The organism is Pseudomonas sp. GL93 (assembly GCF_003408955.1).
Lineage (GTDB): Bacteria > Pseudomonadota > Gammaproteobacteria > Pseudomonadales > Pseudomonadaceae > Aquipseudomonas > Aquipseudomonas paracarnis.
The window spans coordinates 1-20,467 of sequence record NZ_NKRF01000079.1 but is presented as its reverse complement, the minus strand read 5'-3'; the positions used below and the strand labels follow the sequence as shown (position 1 = coordinate 20,467).

Below are 20,467 nucleotides of genomic sequence, written 5' to 3'. Positions count from 1 at the left end.
CAAGTTAGCGCGTATCGCCTTTTCGCTCATGAAAAATCAAAGCGAGTACCAATCAAAAGCGTTTTTTGGGGCTTCCCCCCAACCATAGAATCTCCCACACTGCGGTGTTAGTTTCAGGAAGATGAAGTTTTATTTAGGAAACATTCAGCAACTTCTTGGCAAAATGTCGCCACTTCTAGTGTGAACGCTCACCAGGTAATCCTATGACCCGCATTTTGACCATCGAGGATGACGCCGTAACGGCCCGCGAGATTGTCGCCGAGCTGAGTAGCCATGGACTGGACGTAGATTGGGTGGACAACGGCCGCGAGGGCCTGGTCCGTGCCGTGAGTGGTGATTACGACCTGATCACCCTCGACCGCATGCTGCCCGAACTGGATGGCCTGGCCATCGTGACCACGTTGCGCACCATTGGGGTGTCCACGCCGATCCTGATGATCAGCGCCCTCTCCGATGTCGACGAGCGCGTACGCGGCCTGCGTGCCGGCGGCGATGACTACCTGACCAAGCCGTTCGCCTCGGATGAAATGGCCGCCCGTGTCGAGGTGCTGCTGCGGCGTAAAAGTACGGTCCAGGAATTCGAAACCGCCCTGCGCGTGGCCGACCTGGAACTGAACCTGATCAGCCGCGAAGCCAGCCGGGCCGATCAGCCGCTGACCCTGCTGCCCACTGAATACAAACTGCTCGAATTCCTGATGCGCAATACCGGGCAGATCCTGTCGCGGATGATGATTTTTGAGGAAGTCTGGGGCTATCACTTCGACCCCGGCACCAACCTGATCGACGTGCACATTGGCCGTCTGCGCAAGAAAATCGACCCACCGGGCCTCACACCGCTGATCCGCACGGTACGAGGCTCGGGTTATGTCATTGCTGAACCCCTCTAAAGGCTGGCGCTCTTCCAGCAGCCGCTTGCTGGCGCTGTACAGTTCGTTGTTCGTGGCGTGGAGTTGCATCCTCATGGGGGTGCTGTACTACGAGGTGTCGGGCTACCTCAGCGATTTGTCGCGCCATTCCCTGCTGCAGCGCCAGCACCTGTTCCAGCGTTTCGACGGCGAAGAGTTGGTGGAGGCGCTTACCACCAGCATGACCTTCGACATGAAGGGCGTAGACGCCTATGGCCTGTTTGACGAGCAGTTTCGCCCCTTGAGCGGGCCGATCCGCGCCGTGCCACCCGACCTGCCGCTGGATGGCAAAATCCACGCCCTGACCAATTGCGTGCAATCCGACGACCCCAAACTGCCCAAGGACAGCTGCGACGCCGTGGCCACCCACACCGAAGACGGCCGCTGGCTGGTATTGGTGCGCGCCAACGGCTCGTTGTTCGGGGTAACACGGATTATCTGGCACGCCCTGTTGTGGGCGCTGTCCTTGACCATCATTCCTGGCGCTGCCGGCTGGCACTTGCTGCGCCGTCGCCCGTTGCGGCGCATTCGCGGGATCCAGGCCAGCGCCGAGGCCATCGTCGCCGGCGACCTCACGCACCGCCTGCCGCTGTCCAACCGGCGCGACGAGCTGGACATGCTCGCCGCCATCGTCAATGCGATGCTCGACCGCATCGAAAAACTGATGAACGAGGTCAAGGGCGTGTGCGACAACATCGCCCACGACCTGCGCACCCCGCTCACCCGCTTGCGCGCCCAGCTTTACCGCATCAAGCAACAAGCCGAGGAAGACTCGGCCCACGCGGTAAAGCTCGATGACGCCATCGCTGAAACCGACACGTTGATGGCGCGCTTTCGCGGGCTGCTGCGCATCTCAGAACTGGAAGACCACCAGCGCCGCTCCGGCTTCCTGGTACTGGACCCGCTGCCGTTGCTGCGCGAGCTGCATGACTTCTATCTGCCCCTGGCCGAAGAAGGCGAACTGGAGCTGGTGCTACAAGCGCCTGATTCACTGCCGTGGATTACCGGTGACCGTGCGCTGCTATTCGAAGCCCTGGCCAACCTGCTGAGTAATTCGATCAAGTTCACCCCGCCCAAGGGCAAGGTGATCCTGCGGGCAGTCAACGACCTGGGCAGTACGCGCATCGAAGTGCTCGACTCCGGGCCAGGCATTCCGGCTGCCGAGCGCGCGTCGGTGTTCCAGCGTTTCTATCGGGTCGATGAGAGTGATCAGCAAGGCGGTTTCGGCCTGGGCCTGTCGATTGTGGCGGCGATCATTAATCTGCACGGTTTCAAGCTGGAGGTGGGCACCAGTGAGTTGGGCGGCGCCCGGCTGGTGCTGGAATGCCGCCAGCAATTGATGCCGGAATAGAACGTAGGAGCGAGCTTGCTCGCGAAAAACTCACAGACACCGCGTTCATTCAGGAAGCACGCGTTATCGTTGGCGTTTTTCGCGAGCAAACTCGCTTCTACATTCGTATCAAGCCATCTGACGCTATAACACGCTGCCCATGGCCTTGATCAACACCGGGTCACGCGCATAAATATCCGGTGCGTACACCAGCTCGCCCTGGCGATCCACTTCTACCGTCCAATACCCCAACAGCACCGGTACCGGCGTGGCGAGCCTGAACTCATGGGTTTCGCCTGTCGCCAGTAGCTCGTCGGTGCGGGTGCGTTCGGCGGGCGTCACCAGCAGGTCGCGCAATAACAACGGTTGCTCGACCCGCACGCATCCCGAACTGAACGCCCGTGGCCCCTTGGTGAACAAGGGTTGGCTGGGGGTGTCGTGCAGATATACGGAATACGGGTTGGGAAAGCGCATCACAATTTTGCCCAGCGGGTTACGCGGGCCGGCCTGCTGGCGCAGCAGGATATTGCCGGGACGTGCCCAGTCGACTTGGTCGGCGGTCAACGGGTGACCTTCGGCGTCGAGCACTTGCAGGTTTTGCTGGCGCAGGTATTCAGGGTTGAGACGGATGGCGGGCAGCTTGTCCTCACGCATGATGGTCGGCGGGATGGTCCAGGTGGGGTTGAGGGTCAGGCGGGTGATGCGCGACTTGAGCAACGGCGTCTGGCGTTCGGCACGGCCTACTTGCAGGCGGGTTTGCCACACCGGGATGCCGCTCTGGTACACGCTCAGTTGCGCGGCGGCCACATTGACCACGACGCCTTCAGGCTCAAGGTCCTGGGCCAACCAGCGGAAGCGCTCCAGGTTGATGCGCAGTTGTTCACGACGCACCGCCGGGCTGATATTGAGTTCGGCCACGGTGCCGGCGCCGATCACACCGTCGGCCTGCAACGAGTGGCTGAGCTGGAAGGCTTTCACCGCCTTGACCAGTTCGCCCTGGTATTGCTTGCCGTTACCGCTGGGCAACTGGGCCAGGTAGCCACCGCTGTGCAGGCGCCGCGCCAGTTCCGGCACGCGGGGGTCGTTCATCCCCGGGCGCAACAACGCACCATCGGCGACCGGGTCCCAATGGGGCAGCGGTTGCTGGCGCACGCCGGCATAGGCATTGCGCAGGCTGCGGTACAAATCGGCGCTGGGCCGGGCCTGATCGAAGGCTTGGGCCATGTCTCGCAGGCCGGTGGCGGCGAACGCCAGCACCTCGGTATTCGAATCGCCACTGGGTGGCTGGGAATGCCAGAGGGGCTCAAAGCGCGATTGCTGCAGGCGCCCGTAGTGCAAATCCTGCAGGGCTTGCAGGTATTGCTGGCTGTTGGCGATATCGCTGCACAGCACGTTGGCCGTGGCATCCGCCGCGGGCAAGCTATAGTGGGAAGGGTCCAGGCCATCGTCGGCAAGCATCAGCAACTGGCTGTGCAAGGCTTGCCGGCGTTCGTCAGCCGACCATAGCGGGGCATCGCCCTGCTGCTGGTAAAAGGCTTGCAGGCGCGCCAACGTGGCAGCATCGATACGCGGAGCAAGGTGCGGGCAGACACTGGTCAACTGCGCCAATGCCTGTTGCAGCGGCGCCAGCGCGACCGGTGCAGGGGTGGTGACGGGCAGCGGTTCCACCGGCAGCGTTTCGGCTGTAGCGACCAATGGTGCAACGAGCAGGCAAATGCTCAAGTAACATGCGTGTTTTTTGAACAATTGACTTAGCTCCACTCCACAGCGGGGACTCGACTGTAGATGCTGACTTTTATACGCAGGCGTAGGCTAACCAGCCTGGGTTTGATCACTGGGTGCCTGGCTTTATTGAGCAATGTTGCGCTCGCCGCCAATGGCACCTCTCCTTCCCTATATAGCAGCCTGGCGCGCTCGGCTCCAGAACTCAATCCCACCGTGCTGAAAAGCGCCCTGAGCGCCGTGCAGTGCGCGGTCAATAACGGCGAGGAACGTTCCGATCGCCTTGCGGTTATTGACTACTCCCAGCCCTCGACCGCCCGTCGCCTGTGGATCTTCGACCTGCGCAAAAAGACCCTGGTCTTGCGCGACCTGGTGGCCCACGGTGCCAAGTCCGGGGAAAACTTCGCCACCCAGTTCTCCAATCTCGAAGGCAGCCACCAGTCGAGCCTGGGGTTGTTCCGCACCCAGGAAAGCTACCTGGGCGCCCATGGCTACTCGCTGCGCATGGACGGTTTGGAGCCCGGCTTCAATGACCTGGCCCGCGACCGCGCCATCGTGATTCATGCCGCCGACTACGTCAGCCCATTGTGGAGCAAGCGCGAAGGCCGCATCGGCCGCAGCCAGGGTTGCCCGGCCGTGCGCCCGCAAGTTGCCCGCCAAGTGGTGGACAAGCTCAAGGACGGGCAGTTCATGTTTTCGTGGTACCCCGACCAGCGCTGGCTGAAGTCATCGACCTACCTCAATTGCAAACCCCAACAGGTGGCGAGTAGTCGTACAATCCGTGGCGGATAGCCTGTCCCCACTGATAAAAGAGAGCGTCGCATGCTTCTACACACCTCCACCTGGATCGAAATCGGGCAGTTCCTGGAACGCAGCCGCACGGTGGTGATTCCCATCGGTTCCAACGAGCAACATGGCCCCACCGGCCTGCTGGGCACTGACTGGATGTGCCCGGAGATCATCGCCCACCATGCCCAGAAGCACGCCGACATCCTGGTCGGCCCGACCTTCAATATCGGCATGGCCCAACACCACCTGGGTTTTCCCGGCACCATCTCCCTGCGCCCTTCCACCTTTATCGCTGCGATCGGCGACTGGGTGCGCTCGCTGGCCGGGCATGGCTTCGAAAAGATCCTGTTCCTCAACGGCCACGGCGGCAACATCGCGACGATTGAAGCGGCGTTCTCCGAGCTGTACGCCGAAGCCAGCTTCGCTCGCCGCCCGGCCGGGTTTGCGCTGAAACTGGTGAATTGGTGGGACCTGGAAGGCGTCACTGACCTGGCCCAGCGTCAATTCCCGGTCGGGCATGGCAGCCACGCCACACCATCGGAAATTGCCGTGACGCAGTGGGCGTATCCGGACTCGATCAAGTCTGCCGAGTACTCACCGCAAATCGCCAACACTGGCCCGATCCGTGAAGCCCTGGACTTCCGTGCGCGCTTCCCTGACGGCCGCATGGGCTCGGACCCGGCGTTGGCCACTGTGGAGAAAGGCGGTGAGTTGGTGGCGTTGGCGGCGCAGGGATTGGTCAAGACTGTCGACAGCTTCAGCAACGAAGCCAAGCCCTGATCCAGATGGGCGCCACTACCCTGTAGGAGCGAGCTTGCTCGCGAAAGACGTCAACGATAACGCGCGCTCCCTGAATAAACGCGGCGCCTATGAGTTTTTCGCGAGCAAGCTCGCTCCTACAGGGTGTCAGAGGTTGCCCCCGCCCACATTTGGGTTTGCGTTGTGCCTGGGTTTATTTGCAATCCTGGGCGGCCTGCTCGAGCCGCGATGGCTTGATCGCCGAAGCCAACGGCTTGCGCTCATACAGGAACACCTTGGTGCCGTCCTGGGACTTGTAGGCCTCCAGCACATCATCGGCAGCAATCTTGCTGGTCAACAGCACCTTGGCGTGGCGCGAGTTCTGGGAGACGGTCGAGGTGATGCCGTGCTTTTCCAGCTTGGGCAATACGCATTGCACATAGCCGTCGGGGGTCTTGTTGGTTTGCAGGGTCAGCGATGGAGCATTGGGCGCCGTGATACAACCGGTCAGCAGCAACGAAGCACAAGCCAGGGCCGGGGCGAAGAAAGAGCGCATAAACATTCCTGAAAATAACCAAATAGGGTTCACAACCATTCGCGGGTCAACCTGCGCGAACCAGGGCCTTGAGCGACGCATCGAACTGCTTCAGGGCATCTTGCTGTACATCGCGTTGTTGCTCGATCAGTGCAGCAATCTCCGGCGCCGCCTTGTCGTGCATCCACACTGACGGCACGTGCTTGTCCACCGAGCCTTCGGCCTTGGCGATAAACTGCAGGTTCGCGTCATAGAAGCGTGCGACAAAGCGTGCCTCGACCCGGTCATTACGCTGGGTGAGCAATTGGTTATGGGTATCGAGCACCACCACCACATCCGGGTGCGCCTGCACCAGGGTATCCAGGCTGCTATAGACCGTCACCGAGAGAAAAGTGCCCTGCAACGAGTGCATCAACCAGTCGATCGCCAGTTCCGGGTCGGAGCTGTTGACGAACGCCTCGCGAATCCGCCCATCCAGCGCATCCTTGGCGCCGTTCAGCGCCATGGCGTGGTAGCGTTCAAGGTAGCTGAGGTTGTCGCGGGTGTTTTCACTGAACAACACCCCCACCGACTGGGCACGCTGCAGGGAGTCTACGCTACCCACCAGCGGCAGCAAATGGCCTGTACGCACTTCATCGGCCATCGCCGGGGTGGTCATGACCGCGGTGCCCAGCATCAGGGCCATCAAAGCCAACTGGATAATCGTCCTCATCACGCATTTTCCTTGGGCTGCGTCTCGATGTGCCGATTCTGCACGTTTGGCGAAAAAACAGAACTTGTGATCCTTGATGGTGACTATCATTTGAACCGATAGTGTCAGGCCGCCCATAAAATCTATAAGGACCCCGCCATGAAGCCCTACCAGAAAATCTTCGATCGTATCCGCGAGGCAGTACTGCCAGAGTTTCGCGAGCGGGTCGCCGACTACCTGGTCGAGTACGAAACCGTGCTGCTGGACTCAAACGCCGACGCCGCAAAAGGCAGCGCCAGCGCCGAGCAACTGCGCGGCTACTTGCGCGGTTTGAACACCATGCGCGTGCTGGGCATGGCTGATTGGGAAGACCTCGACCGGCGTGTCGTCCAGCAGGCAGAGCTAGAGCGCGGGCCGTCGCAGCTCGACCCACTCCCGCACTGACGGCCGCTGCCACTGGCGTTGCGCGTAGGCCACCAGCTGCGTGGGTACGGCGTCACCGTTGAGGATCAGGCGATTGAGCATCACCGCCAGGTCCACATCGGCAATCGACCACTGGCCGCACAGGTACTCGCGGTTATCCGCCAGCAACGCTTGCGCCGCGCTGATCAACTTGGTCGCGGCGGCTTGAGCGTCTGCGGACAACGGCGGCCTCTTCTGCCCACAGAACACCACCAGCGTCGAGCGCTCCTGGCGAATCGGTAGCAGGTCGCTGCGCAGCCACGCCTGAACCTGTCGCGCCCTCGCCCGCAGCTGCACATCCGCCGGGTACACGCTGGTCTCGGGGTAGGCCTGGTCCAGGTACTCGGTGATGGCCGAAGACTCTGACAAGGCAAAATCACCGTCTACCAGGGTCGGCACTCGCTGGGTCAGGGAGCGTCGGGCGAAATCTGCCGCCTGGTTTTGCCCTGCATCGAGGTCCAGGGTGAGGGTCTCGAACGCCAGGCCTTTTTCGCGCAAGGCGACAAACACCGACATGGCATAGGGGCTGGTGAACAGCGAATCAACGTAGAGGTGCAGCGGACCTTGGCTCATGGGCAATCTCCTGGGGTGAGGCATCACGCTACGAGATCCGGGCCGATAAAGACAATGCAGGGTTTTTATGGGGGCATTCCTGGCGGGAATAGCGCGGCTAGTGGCAATATTATGGCTACCGCTGATTTTCAAGGAAGGAACAGCACATGAAACAAGCAGTTGTGGTTATCCACGGCATCGGCGAACAGCGCCCAATGGACACCTTGCGCGGCTTTGTCGAAGCGATGATCCCTACGGACACCCCCGATGGCACACCTCGGTACTGGAGCAAGCCGGATCGGCTGTCGCGCAACTTCGACCTGCGCGTACTGAAGTCCTCGGGCCGCACCTCGACGGATTTCTATGAGTACTACTGGGCCCACAAGATGCAGGGCACTAAGTTCGGCCATCTGCTGGGCTGGCTGTGGGACATCTTCAAGCGCCCGCGTCGCGACATTCCCGACGCTATCGTGCCGATCTGGCGCAGCACGCGCTGGACGGTGCTGGTGTTATTGCTGCTGGTTGCCAGCGGTACATTGGCCACGGCCTGGGGCCAATTGCCCGCCCACGACAACCCTTTCGCACTGATCCCCCTGCTGCTCGCGGCGATGGGACTGGGGCTGCGCTATTCGGCGCTGGCGTACCTGGGAGACGCCGCACGCTACCTCAGCCCCAACCCGCAGAACGTGAGGGTGCGCGAGCAGATCCGTGCTGATGGTGTCGACCTGCTGCGTGCCCTGCACAACCAGGGCGACTACGAGCGCATCATCGTCGTGGGTCACAGCCTCGGCAGCGTGATCGCCTATGACATCGTTGGCTACCTCTGGCATGAATACCACGACCAACTGACCCAACTGACCCCCAGCAACCGTGAGCTGGCGGCCCGTTATGCCAACCGCGAACCGCTGCAACCGGTGGTCAAGGATGCCCTGCCCGCCGCCGGCGCCTTGCTGGACGGCAGCCTAAGCAGCCTGTTGAATTTTCGTCAGCAACAGACCGAAGCTTTTGCCGAACAGCGCGGCCTGGGCAACCCCTGGCGCATCACCGACCTGGTCACGGTCGGCAGCCCAATGGCCCACGCCAGCCTGTTGCTGGGCCGCAGCGTCAGCGACTTCCAGCAGCGCATGGAACGCCGCGAAGCCCCGGCCTGCCCGCCTACCGAAGACACCCAAGGCTACGGCTACAACGCTCGCCAACCGCTGATGCTCGGCCAAAAGCCCTTCACCCCGCACTACCTGCACCACGCCGCAGCCTTTGCCGTCACGCGCTGGACCAACCTGTACTTCCCTGCCCCCTTCGGCCTGTTCGGCGACATCGTCGCAGGCCCGGTCAAGCCGGTAATGGGCGGCGGCGTGCTGGACTTGCCGGTGACCGTGGGCAACGGCAAAGGCTGGCTGGCCAAATCCTGGTTGAGCCACACTCACTATTGGAGCGAACGCGGCGGTACGCAGGGTTACCTCAGTGCGCTGGGCAAGGATGAACAGGTGATCAACCAGGGCCCGCGTCCTTCGGCGACCGAAGCGTTGCGTTGGGCGATTGACCTTAAGGGGGTGCGGCGGTTTCGCCGTGTTGGCGCCCAGCGAAGCTTGGCGCCAGAGCACGCCTAACCGGCGAAGCCACCGGCGTTGAGGAAGGCGCGTTCTTCGTCGGTGCTCGTCCTGCCCAACACCCCATTGCGATGCGGAAACCGCCCGAACCGCTCAATGATATCGGCATGCTCCTTGGCCCAGTGAAAGGTGCTGGCATCCAGCTGCTGGTTCAGGGCCAGGGAGCGTTGCTGGTCCTGCGGGTCTTCCGAATGTTCAAAAGGCAAATAGCAGAACGCACGCAATTGAGGTTCAACCTGTTGATCCAGTCCCGCGTCCACCATCTTTCGCGCATACAACCGCGCCAGCGGGTCGGTGGCGAACATATGGGCCGTGCCGCGAAAGGCGTTGCGCGGGTACTGGTCCAGCAGGATCAATAACGCCAGCGCCCCGTGCGCCGTGCTCAACCAATCTTCGAGTTCACGCCGTGCAGCCTGCATATGAGCCGCGTTAAATCTATCGCGAAAGTCCCTATCGAACCCCTCGTCCTTGGCGAACCAACGCTTGGGCCCCGCCTGTTTCCAGAACGCGATTACCGATTGTGGGGTCATGCTTGTCATCAGCGCCTCGCTTAATGTTATAGAATAACGTCAATATTTTGCCTGCGTGTGATGCTTAACTTATGACTGACGCTATGACTTTACGCAAACGCCTGCTGTCCATCGATGCCCTGCGCGGCCTGGTGATCCTGTTCATGTTGCTGGACCACGTGCGTGAAACCTTCTTGCTGCACCGCCAGGTCAGCGACCCCATGAGCATAGACAGCACCGAGCCTGCGTTGTTTTTCAGCCGCACCCTGGCTCACTTGTGTGCGCCGGTGTTTGTGCTGCTCACCGGATTGTCGGCATGGCTGTACGGCCAGAAATATCAGGGCCGTCGTGACGTATCGGCATTCTTGTTCAAGCGCGGGCTGTTCCTGGTGGTGCTGGAATTCACCCTGGTCAACTTCGCGTGGACCTTCCAACTGCCGCCCAGCGTGATCTACATGCAAGTGATCTGGGCCATCGGCATCAGCATGATCGCCCTTGCCGCGTTGGTCTGGTTACCGCGCGTCTGGCTGATCGGCTTGGCGCTGGTGATTATCGTCGGGCACAACCTGCTCGATGGGCTGCACTTCGCAGCAGGTTCGATGTTGCATGTGCCGTGGACGATCTTGCATGAACGCAACTGGATTGAACTCTCTGAAAACCTGCGGCTGCGCACCACCTACCCGGTGCTGCCATGGATCGGTGTGATTGCCCTGGGTTACGGCCTCGGGCCATGGTTTGCCAATGCCACGCTGCCGGCTGTGCGTCAGCGTTATTTACTGGTCGCGGGGGTGGGCGCGTTGGTGGGCTTTGGGTTGCTGCGAGCGCTCAACGGCTATGGTGAGCAGCCTTGGCAGGTGTATGACAGCAGCATGCTGACGCTGATGAGTTTTTTCAACATCACCAAGTACCCGCCTTCGCTGTTGTTCCTGGCGTTGACCCTGGGGATTGGCTTGCTGTTGCTGCTGGCGTTTGAACACGCCGGGCATAAGCGCTGGATCGGCGTGCTGGCAGTGTTCGGCGCGGCGCCGATGTTCTTTTATCTGTTGCACCTGTACGTGTTGAAAATCCTCTATGTCGCCTGCGTTGCATTGTTTGGCCTCAACCATGGCAATTACTTTGGCTTCGACGGTATCGGTGCGGTGTGGCTGGCAGCGCTGCTGTTGCCGATTGCCCTGTACTTGCCGGTACGTTGGTTCGCCGGCCTGAAAGCACGGCGGCGGGACCTGGCGTGGCTTAAATACCTCTGACCTGATGCAGGCAAACTGTGGGAGCGGGCTTGCTCGCGAAGGCGGTGTGTCAGCCACTGCTGCTGTGACTGAAAGACCGCATTCGCGAGCAAGCCCGCTCCCACAGTGTTTAACCGCGCCGGGCTCAGGAATCAGGCCAGTTCAGCACGCAGTTGGCGAGCAGCGGTGACCATATGAATGAGCGCCGCCTCGGTCTCCGGCCAGCCCCGCGTCTTCAAGCCGCAATCGGGGTTCACCCATAAGCGCTCTGCCGGGATACGCTTGGCGGCCTTGCGCAACAAGTTGGCCATTTCCGAGGCATCCGGCACCCGTGGCGAGTGAATGTCGTAGACCCCCGGGCCGATCTCATTCGGGTAGGCGAAGGCTTCGAACGCGTCGAGCAGCTCCATGTCCGAGCGTGAGGTTTCGATGGTGATCACGTCGGCATCCATGGCGGCGATGGACTCGATCACATCGTTAAACTCGCTGTAGCACATATGGGTGTGGATCTGGGTTTGGTCACCCACGCCACTGGCGCACAGTCGGAACACTTCGGTAGCCCAGTCCAGGTAGTGCTGCCACTGCGCCTGGCGCAACGGCAAGCCTTCACGAAAGGCGGCTTCGTCGATCTGCACGATCTTGATGCCGGCCGCTTCCAGGTCCACCACTTCGTCACGAATCGCCAGGGCCAGTTGCCGGGCCTGCATTTCGCGGCTCAGGTCTTCCCGTGGGAACGACCACATCAGCATGGTTACCGGGCCTGTCAGCATGCCCTTCATCACCTTGTCGGTGAGGCCTTGAGCATAGCGAATCCATTCCACGGTCATGGCTTTGGGACGACTCAGGTCACCGACAATCACCGCAGGTTTCACGCAGCGCGAACCGTAACTCTGCACCCAGCCGAACCGGGTAAACACGTAGCCATCCAATTGTTCGGCGAAGTACTCGACCATGTCATTACGCTCGGCTTCACCGTGCACCAACACGTCCAGACCGAGGTTTTCCTGCACCTCGACAGCGTGCTTGATCTCACTGTGCATGGCTTCGATGTATTCGGCTTCGCTCAACTTGCCAGCCTTATACGACTGGCGCGCCAGGCGGATCGACGCGGTCTGTGGGAACGAGCCGATGGTGGTGGTCGGGAACAGCGGCAGGTTAAGCCCGGCCCGCTGTTTTTCGATGCGCTGGGCAAACGGCGACTGGCGCTGGCTGTCCCGTGCAGTGATGGCGTCGACACGGGCCTGAACAGCGGGTTTATGGATACGTGACGACGCAGCACGAGCCACCTGCACGGCGCGGCTTTCGGCCAGGACGGCGAGCACGTCAGGTGCTGACGGCTGGTCAACCGCCTTGGCCAGTAGCGCCACTTCCGCGCACTTTTGCACGGCGAAGGCCAGCCAGCTTTTCAGTTCGGCATCCAACTGGTCTTCCCGCTCCAGGTCCACCGGGCTGTGCAGCAGCGAGCAGGACGGCGCGATCCACAGGCGATCGCCCAGCTTCTCATGGGCATGCTGCAAGGTGGCCAGGGCTTTTTCCAAGTCGCAGCGCCACACGTTACGGCCATTGACCACGCCCAGGGACAGCACCTTGTACGCTGGCAGGCGATCGAGGATGGTCGGGTATTGGTCCGGCGCACGCACCAGGTCAATATGCAGGCCGTCCACCGGCAGGTTGGCGGCCAGGCCGAGGTTTTCTTCCAGGCCGCCGAAGTAAGTGGCCACCAATTTTTTCAGCGGGTCGCGTTGGATAAGGTTATAGGCACGCTCAAAAGCGTTCTTCCAGTCCTGGGGCAGATCGAGCGCCAGGATCGGCTCGTCGATCTGCACCCACTCCACGCCCAATTCGGCCAGGCGCTGGAAGACTTGGCCATACAACGGCAGCAGGCGCTCAAGCAGGTCGAGCTTGTCGAAGTCAGCGCCCTTGGCCTTGCCCAGCCACAAGTAGGTCAGCGGGCCGATCACCACCGGCTTGACGCTGTGCCCCAGGTCGAGGGCTTCCTGGACCTCTTCGAAGAGTTGGTCCCACGCCAGGTGGAATTGCTGATCGACGCTGAACTCCGGCACCAGGTAGTGATAGTTGGTGTCGAACCACTTAGTCATCTCCTGGGCATGGGCACCGCCGCAGCAGCTGTCACTGACGCCACGGGCCATGGCGAACAAGGTATGCAACGTGGCCTGGCCATCTGCCGGGCGGAACCGCTCAGGGACCACGCCGAACATCAACGAGTGGGTCAGCACCTGGTCGTACCAGGCGAAATCACCGACCGGCAGCAGTTCGATGCCAGCTTGCTGTTGCAGCGCCCAGTGGGTGCTGCGCAAGTCACGGCCAACGGCGCGCAGGCCGGCTTCGTCGAGCTCACCCTTCCAGAACGCTTCCTGCGCTTTTTTCAGTTCACGATCGCGTCCAATGCGTGGAAACCCGAGAGAATGAGCGACTGCCATGACTTGCAACTCCGATGGTGTGATTGATGGCGGTCATTGTCGGCAGAGGCACGTCTTGAGACAAACTCATTTTGTTCTAGATCATCACAAGATTTACTCATGTTTAGGTGGACATGATATTAGCGGCGCTACTGTTGATGTGTGGGGTGCCAGGGCGGCCGTCATCGCGGCCTCGCTTAGGCTCGAGCGCTCCTACAGGAGGCGGGGGGATTCTTATGAACGGTCATACTTACGCCCTATGCTTAACGTGGCGCGCAAAATCCGCCGGCTAACCTTTCGATCTGTTCCAAGTGCGGGCACAATGCGTGTCCTTTTTTGGCAGGCACCGCCGCAGGCTCTCAAAAATGATCAAAACGCCGTACTACCTCATCGATAAACAGAAGCTTCTGGTCAACATGCAGAAGATTGCCTATGTGCGCGAACAGTCCGGCGCCAAGGCTCTGCTGGCGCTCAAGTGCTTTGCCACCTGGTCGGTGTTCGACTTGATGCAGCAATACATGGACGGCACCACCTCGTCGTCGCTGTATGAGTTGAAGCTCGGTCGCCAGAAGTTCGAAGGTGAAGCGCACGCCTACAGCGTGGCCTGGGCCGACGATGAAATCGAAGAGATGCTGGAGAACTGCGACAAGATCATCTTCAACTCCATCAGCCAGCTGCAGCGTTTTGCCGAACGCAGCGAAGGCAAGACCCGCGGCCTGCGTGTGAACCCGCAGGTGAGCAGCTCTGACTACCTGCTGGCCGACCCGGCCCGCCCGTTCAGCCGCCTGGGCGAGTGGGACCCGGTGAAGATCGATGGCGTGATCGATCAGATCTCTGGCTTCATGTTCCACAACAACTGCGAGAACGGCGACTTCAGCCTGTTCGACAAGATGCTCGGCACCATCGAGGAACGCTTCGGTGCGCTGCTGCACAAGGTCAAGTGGGTCAGCCTCGGCGGCGGCATCCATTTCACCGGTGAAGGCTATGCATTGGATGCATTCTGCGCACGGCTCAAAGCGTTCTCCGAGAAGTACGGCGTGCAGGTCTACCTGGAACCCGGCGAAGCGGCGATCACCAACAGCGCGTCCCTTGAAGTCACTGTGCTCGACACCCTCTACAACGGCAAGAATCTCGCCGTGGTCGACAGCTCCATCGAAGCCCACCTGCTGGACCTGCTGATCTACCGCCTCAACGCCAAATTGGCGCCGAGCGAGGGTGAACACACCTACATGGTGTGCGGCAAATCCTGCCTGGCCGGCGACATCTTCGGCGAGTATCAATTTGATCGTCCGCTGGCCATCGGCGATCGGCTGTCGTTCATCGACACCGCAGGCTACACCATGGTCAAGAAAAACTGGTTCAACGGCCTGAAAATGCCGTCCATCGTAGTGAAACAACTCGACGGTACAGTCGAGGTGGTTCGTGAATTTGGTTACGACGACTACCTGTCCAGCCTGTCCTGAGCTGGCGGATAAAGGAGAGATAAAGCAATTGAAAAAGAACGTTCTTATCATTGGTGCAGGAGGTGTCGCCAAGGTGGTGGCCCACAAGTGCGCGCAGCACAACGACGAACTCGGTCGTATTGCTATCGCGTCGCGCAACATCTCCAAATGCCAGGCCATCATCGACAGCGTCAAGGCCAAAGGTAGCCTCAAGGTTCCCGCCGATATCCAAGCCTTCGCGCTGAACGCCCTGGACGTGGAAGCGACCAAGGCCCTGATCCGCGAGACCGATTCGCAGATCGTCATCAACGTCGGCTCCGCCTTCCTCAACATGTCGGTACTGCGTGCCTGCATCGACACGGGCGTGGCTTACCTCGACACCGCCATCCACGAAGAGCCGGGCAAGGTCTGCGAGACCCCGCCGTGGTACGGCAACTACGAGTGGAACCACCTGCAAGAGTGCAAACAGAAGAACATCACCGCCATCCTTGGCGTGGGCTTCGACCCAGGCGTCGTCAACGCGTATGCCGCGCTGGCGCAGCAACAGCATTTCGACCGCATTGATTCGATCGACATTCTCGACGTCAATGCTGGCTCCCATGGCAAGTACTTCGCCACCAATTTCGATCCGGAAATCAACTTCCGCGAATTCACCGGGCAGGTGTGGAGCTGGCAGAACAGCCAGTGGACCAGCAACACCATGTTCGAAGTCAAACGCACCGATGACCTGCCGGTAGTCGGTTCGCAGAACCTCTACCTCACCGGCCACGATGAAGTGCACTCGCTGTCGAAAAACCTCGACGTGCCCAACGTGCGTTTCTGGATGAGCTTCGGCGAACACTACATCAACGTGTTCACCGTACTGAAAAACCTCGGCCTGCTCTCCGAGAAGCCAGTCAAGACCGCCGAAGGCCTGGAAGTGGTGCCGTTGAAAGTGGTCAAGGCCGTGCTGCCTGACCCGTCTTCGCTCGCCCCGGGCTACACCGGCAAGACCTGCATCGGTGACCTGGTCAAAGGCACCAAGGATGGCCAGCCGCGTGAGATGTTCATCTACAACGTGGCTGATCACGAAGAGGCCTATGCCGAAACCGACAGCCAGGGCATCTCCTACACCGCCGGCGTACCACCGGTAGCCGCTGCACTGCTGGTGGCGCGTGGCGAGTGGGATGTGAAGCACATGGCCAACGTCGAGGAACTGCCAGCTGAGCCGTTCCTCAAGGCGCTGGATGTGATGGGCTTGCCGACTCGGATCAAAGACGAGAACGGTGATCGGGCCTGGGATGCGACGGCCTGATAGGCGATAGCTGACCGAGCAAAAAGAATGCGCCCCTAGGGGCGCATTTTTTGTGTGGGCGTATGGCTATCTTCAGAGCGCTAAAGACTCAAATGTGCGAGCGGGCTTGCTCGCGAAGAGGGCGTGTCAGCCAGCACTTTCAGCATTGACACACCGCTTTCGCAAGCAGGCACACTCTCAAATTTTTGTAGCTCTCCCGCAGGGTGGTGAAAACCGCCATCGCCAATCCGGTATCGCCTCTTACTTACCAGCCAGGTTTGCGTCGACGTGCTCAGGCGGTAATAACCAGTGTCTTGTGACAGTCCATCCCAGAAAAACTCTTGCACCATCGACCGTTGGCCCCTGCTGAGGCAATACTTCGCCTGCGACGGCTTTGCGCAAACCATTCATAAGCGGTAGAAATCGCTCTCGAAACGTCACCGGCTGCGTGGCGAAATGGGCCTCGAGGGAATTCACGGAATTTTTACACGCATGATCGTCGAGCATCGCGAGGTAAAAAACCATCTGACGCCAAGCATAGGCCGTATTTTTGAGCATTATCAACCGAGCCTGATAGAACTTAGTCTGCATCTGATGCCGTTTGCAGATCCATTCAAAACACGCCTGAATCATGCCCTCCAGCCGGGGTTGCAGCAAAGCCTTAATCCCAGGAACTTCAAAAAGTAGCGCGAGATTTTGCGTGGTCAAGATCTGCTGTTGCTCGATAATGGTGCCGTTGGTTGCAGGGTGCCAAGTTCTCAACTCAGCCCCTGCTCGCTTTGCGCACAAGGTTGCGAACGCATCACCTTTTACTTGTGCACGACGCCGACGCCTGGTCACAAGGCTGGCCAGTTCCACGGTATCAATGGCGTAATAACGCGCATAAAGAGAACCTGCTATCACCCGCCCCGTTAACCTTGCGGCGTCAGTGAATTTACTAGAAAACTGCCCCATAAAAATATCTGCTGCGACCTCTTCAACAAAAGGAAGGTCCATCTGAGCAGTCTCCGCCAGCGCTCGGAACTCTTGGAGCAGCTTGTTCGGAACAATAGCGTATGGAAAGGCACATAGCGTCAACGCCGATGATTCAACGAGTGATTGTTTTGCAGCTTCTGCGACTGCCGTGCTTGACTGTCGGTCGTCTTCGATTACAGCAACCCAAGGCAACTCACTTAGACCGACCTGGCGTTGTAGATTCAAAAGCAATAACGAACGTCGCCGACGGAACGCGCTGTAGGTAGAGGCGTAAACCCGCCTCAACACTTCATCGCGCAATCCCGAACTATTGAGCTGCGCTGTCATCGCAGGTAGCACGCGTGCGACCGTGTCGCCCGAGGTAATCAGTCCATGCTCGATCAACTCGTTGATCGTTCCACTGCGGCAACGCTGAAAACGGCGCTGGATGGCGGGAGGGATAGCGAGTTTCTCAAGCAGCCCCCACTCCGATGCCTCCTCGGCAGTGATTGGGGCCGCCAAACTATCAAAGTCGCAGATTCCACTTTGCGCTGGATACTTCGAGAGACGCTTCTCCACGACTCTGGCGATCAGGTGATGCTCTGGCCCCGTCGCCTGAAGAAGTTGATTCGCTCGAAACGCCAAGTGAGAGGTTGAATCCGGAGCGCCATGTGCGAGCACGAAGTCATCGACAATTCGCCGTATGCGACCCACTTGACGCCCAGTGAGCGATTCGGCGTCGCGGGCGCACTGCCCAAGCAAAGAAAAGAGCTCCGCCACGCGATCCGAAGAGCGCCTGTCGTCCCCGAGCTTTTTGTATTGCGTTTCTAATGCCACCGCCTGCTCGTGCCATCGGCGCGGGTAATGACGGCACGGCCAGCCAGCCTGATAAGTCAGGAGGAAATGCGAAACGGCCGAGTCATAAAGGGGTAAACGAGCTTGGATCGCCTGTTTCTGCACAGCAATCCGAGGCTGAGGCGGCAAAGTCGAGAGCACCCGCTGCACTTCACCAGCATCCACAATGTGAACCTGCGCAGCTGAAATCTGAAGCCCGGTAGAGAGCGACGGGAAAAAACGCAGCCTGTCAAAAAACGGAACAATGACATCCAGCAGCGCTCGAGCCTGTTCGGTGCGCCGCTGTCCTGATAACCAAGCCACTACCAGCAATGCGGCTTCTTCAGGAACATCAATCCTGTAGTCACAATTGGCCAAACGTTTGTGCAGGGCATCCAGGCCCTCGTCCGTCAAATGCCAGGCATTGATATCCATCCGCTCAAACCCGCGGCGAATACCTGGAATAGAAATAGCCAATTGACGTTCATACTCGGTCAACTCGCCGCCGGCCAACAGGTTGCCGGTAGCAAAGCCCCCGGTAACGACTTCAAGTGTCACCCAGGCGGGAATCTCCGCAAACGGGCTGCGCGAACCATAGTCAGCAGTGCCCTGCAGCAGGTGCTCAATCACTTGTTGCCAGCGCGAGATGCGTTCGCGAGCGTTAAAACGTGCGATCAGGCCGCAATCCAGATCATGCGCAAGCAGCGCTTTGGACAGCTGGAAGACCGCATAACCTGCGTCCATGCCAGTCACTCCGTTTTGTCTGGGATCGTGCCCAGATTGCATTGATATGATGGGTCCGGAGGCTGGATTCGAACCAGCGCCCACCCGGTTAAGAGCCGAGTGTTCTACCGCTGAACTACTCCGGAACAAAGGCGCATTGTCGAGTAAGCGGTGCAGAATGTGAAGATCCAACGTCCTCATTAAGCAACAGCCGACACCAGCGTACGTCTACCAATGTAACTCCCGATTCCACGGCGAATTACTCAACGCCCTTGAGCATTGCAACAGTTACGGCGCCAGTTGCCGCTCGGCATCCACCTGGCTCCAGCGGATGGTCAGCCCCACCACATGCACTGCGGCCACGGGCCGGACATTGCCACCGAGCACCGGTGCGCCGATGGTCATGTCGACGAGGAACAGTTCCTCAGTGTTCACCGCATAGCCCTGCGCCCTCACCTGCTTCAACGACGCCATGATCGCCTCCACCTAGGTCAGTCTGCGGTTGGTATGTACCTGGAGCGCCCCCTGGCGCTGCTGTTTTCGCAACAGGGGTCGTTGGATTCGACGGCGCGGGCGTGGCCTGATATAGCCTGTTGGATCGATGGGAACGTCGGTTAAACCACCAATCGCTTCTGAAGAAACTGTCAACTTCAACAGGTTACCGACTCCGTGAATGCCGTTAGTCTGAGCGAGCCAGCCATCGATTGGCTCACCCATTCACCATGTGCGAAAGGAATCGTCCATGAAACGGCAGACCTCTTCAAACACCCTCACGGCACGCTTGGCTGGCCTGGTCTATAGCACCTGCTGCTACCTGGTTTTCCTATTCACCTTGCTTTACATGATGGGCTTCGTAGGGGCTGTGGTCGTACCCAAACACATCGACTCCGGCGCGCGCATCGACTGGGCGCTGGCACTCATGATCAATACGTCACTGATCATTGTGTTTGGCGTCCAGCACAGCGCCATGGCGCGTAAACGCTTCAAGCGCTGGCTGGCAGTCTTCGCCCTGGCAGCGGTAGAGCGCTCTACCTATGTGTTGCTCTCCAGCCTGATGCTCGCGCTGCTGTTCTGGCAGTGGCGGCCTATTACACACACCGTTTGGGAGGTTGACGCCGCCTGGGCCAAGGCACTGCTGACCGGCCTGTTCTGGCTGGGCTGGGGCATCGTGGTGCTGGCAACCTGCTTGATCAGTCACTTCGAGTTATTTGGGCTGAAACAGGCCATTGATCGCTGGCGCAACGCCCCACAATCGGGCCCGACATTCAGGACGCCGCTGCTCTACAAAGTCGTGCGTCATCCGCTGTACCTGGGCTTCCTGATCGCCTTTTGGGCAACGCCGCATATGACCGTGGGGCATCTGCTGTTTGCGCTGGGGATGTCGGTGTATCTGTTCATTGGCGCCCGTTTCGAAGAGCGGGATTTGGTGGCGCTGTTTGGTGAGCGGTATCGGCGCTATCAGCGTGAGGTGGGCATGCTCGTGCCACGCCTCCACAGGCCCCGCCGCTAACCCTCTGCCGCCAACCCACTGTAGGAGCGAGCTTGCTCGCGAAGGCCGTCAACGATGACGCGGGCAACCTGGATGAGCGCAGGGCCTGGGCGTTTTTCGCGAGCAACCTCGCTCCTACAGTGATCGTTCCGGCTGTGACGGACTCACCCACGGTCATATGCGGCGTTGCCCAAAAGGCGATCAGGAAGCCCAGGTACAGCGGATGACGCACGACTTTGTAGAGCAGCGGCGTCCTGAATGTCGGG

18 protein-coding genes, 1 tRNA gene and 1 pseudogene are annotated in these 20,467 nt (G+C 60.0%); 10 read left to right on the top strand and 10 right to left on the bottom strand.

The genetic code is table 11. From position 1 onward, the window contains the following. Positions 1–203: 203 nt before the first annotated feature. Positions 204–887, top strand: coding sequence for a response regulator transcription factor (locus CER19_RS17485; protein ID WP_003191687.1), 684 nt, complete (start codon positions 204–206; stop codon positions 885–887). Continuing rightward, positions 865–2,256, top strand: coding sequence for a HAMP domain-containing sensor histidine kinase (locus tag CER19_RS17480; protein ID WP_056787438.1), 1,392 nt, complete (start codon positions 865–867; stop codon positions 2,254–2,256). Before CER19_RS17485 ends, CER19_RS17480 begins: the two co-directional genes overlap by 23 nt. Positions 2,257–2,379: 123 nt before the next feature. Here CER19_RS17480 and CER19_RS17475 read toward each other — a convergent pair whose 3' ends face one another. Next, complete coding sequence (locus tag CER19_RS17475) at positions 2,380–3,981, bottom strand: murein L,D-transpeptidase (RefSeq protein WP_116667310.1); 1,602 nt, start codon at positions 3,979–3,981, stop codon at positions 2,380–2,382. A gap of 39 nt (positions 3,982–4,020) precedes the next feature. On the opposite strand from CER19_RS17475, the gene CER19_RS17470 reads away from it, so the two are divergent. After that, positions 4,021–4,749 carry a murein L,D-transpeptidase catalytic domain family protein gene (locus CER19_RS17470; protein ID WP_116667309.1) on the top strand — a complete coding sequence of 243 codons (729 nt, stop codon included), beginning with the start codon at positions 4,021–4,023 and terminating at the stop codon, positions 4,747–4,749. A gap of 30 nt (positions 4,750–4,779) precedes the next feature. Further along, the gene (locus CER19_RS17465) at positions 4,780–5,526 is read left to right on the top strand and encodes a creatininase family protein (protein ID WP_044274105.1); all 747 of its coding nucleotides are present in this window, start codon (positions 4,780–4,782) and stop codon (positions 5,524–5,526) included. A 172-nt stretch (positions 5,527–5,698) separates the two neighbouring features. Here the strand turns inward: CER19_RS17465 and CER19_RS17460 are convergent, their stop codons facing one another. Together CER19_RS17460 and CER19_RS17455 are read right to left on the bottom strand one after the other, a co-directional pair. Beyond that, positions 5,699–6,040, bottom strand: coding sequence for a hypothetical protein (locus CER19_RS17460; RefSeq protein ID WP_116667308.1), 342 nt, complete (start codon positions 6,038–6,040; stop codon positions 5,699–5,701). Positions 6,041–6,086: 46 nt separating this feature from the next. Next, positions 6,087–6,731, bottom strand: coding sequence for an ATPase (locus CER19_RS17455; RefSeq protein ID WP_116667307.1), 645 nt, complete (start codon positions 6,729–6,731; stop codon positions 6,087–6,089). 138 nt (positions 6,732–6,869) lie between these two features. Between CER19_RS17455 and CER19_RS17450 the strand changes: the two genes are divergently transcribed. After that, positions 6,870–7,154, top strand: a complete 285-nt coding sequence (locus tag CER19_RS17450; RefSeq protein WP_116667306.1) for a hypothetical protein — start codon at positions 6,870–6,872, stop codon at positions 7,152–7,154. Here CER19_RS17450 and yfcF read toward each other — a convergent pair. Next, positions 7,113–7,745, bottom strand: coding sequence for a glutathione transferase (yfcF, locus tag CER19_RS17445; protein ID WP_116667305.1), 633 nt, complete (start codon positions 7,743–7,745; stop codon positions 7,113–7,115). The two genes, CER19_RS17450 and yfcF, sit on opposite strands and share 42 nt — an antisense overlap. Before the next feature lie 146 nt (positions 7,746–7,891). Between yfcF and CER19_RS17440 the strand changes: the two genes are divergently transcribed. Continuing rightward, positions 7,892–9,331 carry a hypothetical protein gene (locus CER19_RS17440; protein ID WP_116667304.1) on the top strand — a complete coding sequence of 480 codons (1,440 nt, stop codon included), beginning with the start codon at positions 7,892–7,894 and terminating at the stop codon, positions 9,329–9,331. Here the strand turns inward: CER19_RS17440 and CER19_RS17435 are convergent. Beyond that, positions 9,328–9,870 carry a DUF924 family protein gene (locus CER19_RS17435; RefSeq protein WP_116667303.1) on the bottom strand — a complete coding sequence of 181 codons (543 nt, stop codon included), beginning with the start codon at positions 9,868–9,870 and terminating at the stop codon, positions 9,328–9,330. The genes CER19_RS17440 and CER19_RS17435 overlap by 4 nt on opposite strands. A gap of 62 nt (positions 9,871–9,932) precedes the next feature. Here CER19_RS17435 and CER19_RS17430 point away from each other — a divergent pair, with 62 nt between their 5' ends. Next, complete coding sequence (locus CER19_RS17430; protein ID WP_116667302.1) at positions 9,933–11,087, top strand: DUF1624 domain-containing protein; 1,155 nt, start codon at positions 9,933–9,935, stop codon at positions 11,085–11,087. Between the two features lie 131 nt (positions 11,088–11,218). On the opposite strand, the gene metE is transcribed toward CER19_RS17430, so the two are convergent. After that, the gene (metE, locus tag CER19_RS17425; RefSeq protein ID WP_116667301.1) at positions 11,219–13,507 is read right to left on the bottom strand and encodes a 5-methyltetrahydropteroyltriglutamate--homocysteine S-methyltransferase; all 2,289 of its coding nucleotides are present in this window, start codon (positions 13,505–13,507) and stop codon (positions 11,219–11,221) included. Positions 13,508–13,851: 344 nt separating this feature from the next. Between metE and CER19_RS17420 the strand changes: the two genes are divergently transcribed. Further along, positions 13,852–14,949: a carboxynorspermidine decarboxylase gene (locus tag CER19_RS17420; protein ID WP_032896982.1), complete on the top strand. Its 1,098-nt coding sequence runs from the start codon at positions 13,852–13,854 to the stop codon at positions 14,947–14,949. A gap of 28 nt (positions 14,950–14,977) precedes the next feature. Then, complete coding sequence (locus tag CER19_RS17415; RefSeq protein ID WP_116667300.1) at positions 14,978–16,222, top strand: saccharopine dehydrogenase family protein; 1,245 nt, start codon at positions 14,978–14,980, stop codon at positions 16,220–16,222. Between the two features lie 240 nt (positions 16,223–16,462). On the opposite strand, the gene CER19_RS17410 is transcribed toward CER19_RS17415, so the two are convergent. The 3 genes from CER19_RS17410 to CER19_RS29105 form a co-directional block, all read right to left on the bottom strand. Continuing rightward, a complete protein-coding gene (locus tag CER19_RS17410; RefSeq protein ID WP_116667299.1) occupies positions 16,463–18,733 on the bottom strand; it encodes a hypothetical protein in 2,271 nt (756 codons plus the stop codon). A gap of 50 nt (positions 18,734–18,783) precedes the next feature. Further along, a tRNA-Lys gene (locus tag CER19_RS17405) sits at positions 18,784–18,858 on the bottom strand. 142 nt (positions 18,859–19,000) lie between these two features. Further along, positions 19,001–19,186 (bottom strand): IclR family transcriptional regulator C-terminal domain-containing protein, encoded by a 186-nt coding sequence (locus CER19_RS29105; RefSeq protein ID WP_116667298.1) that lies wholly within the window; start codon positions 19,184–19,186, stop codon positions 19,001–19,003. Between the two features lie 268 nt (positions 19,187–19,454). On the opposite strand from CER19_RS29105, the gene mddA reads away from it, so the two are divergent. Next, a complete protein-coding gene (gene mddA / locus CER19_RS17395) occupies positions 19,455–20,222 on the top strand; it encodes a methanethiol S-methyltransferase (RefSeq protein WP_116667297.1) in 768 nt (255 codons plus the stop codon). 115 nt (positions 20,223–20,337) lie between these two features. Here the strand turns inward: mddA and CER19_RS29100 are convergent. Then, positions 20,338–20,467: pseudogene (locus CER19_RS29100) on the bottom strand (isoprenylcysteine carboxylmethyltransferase family protein); the annotation flags it as partial.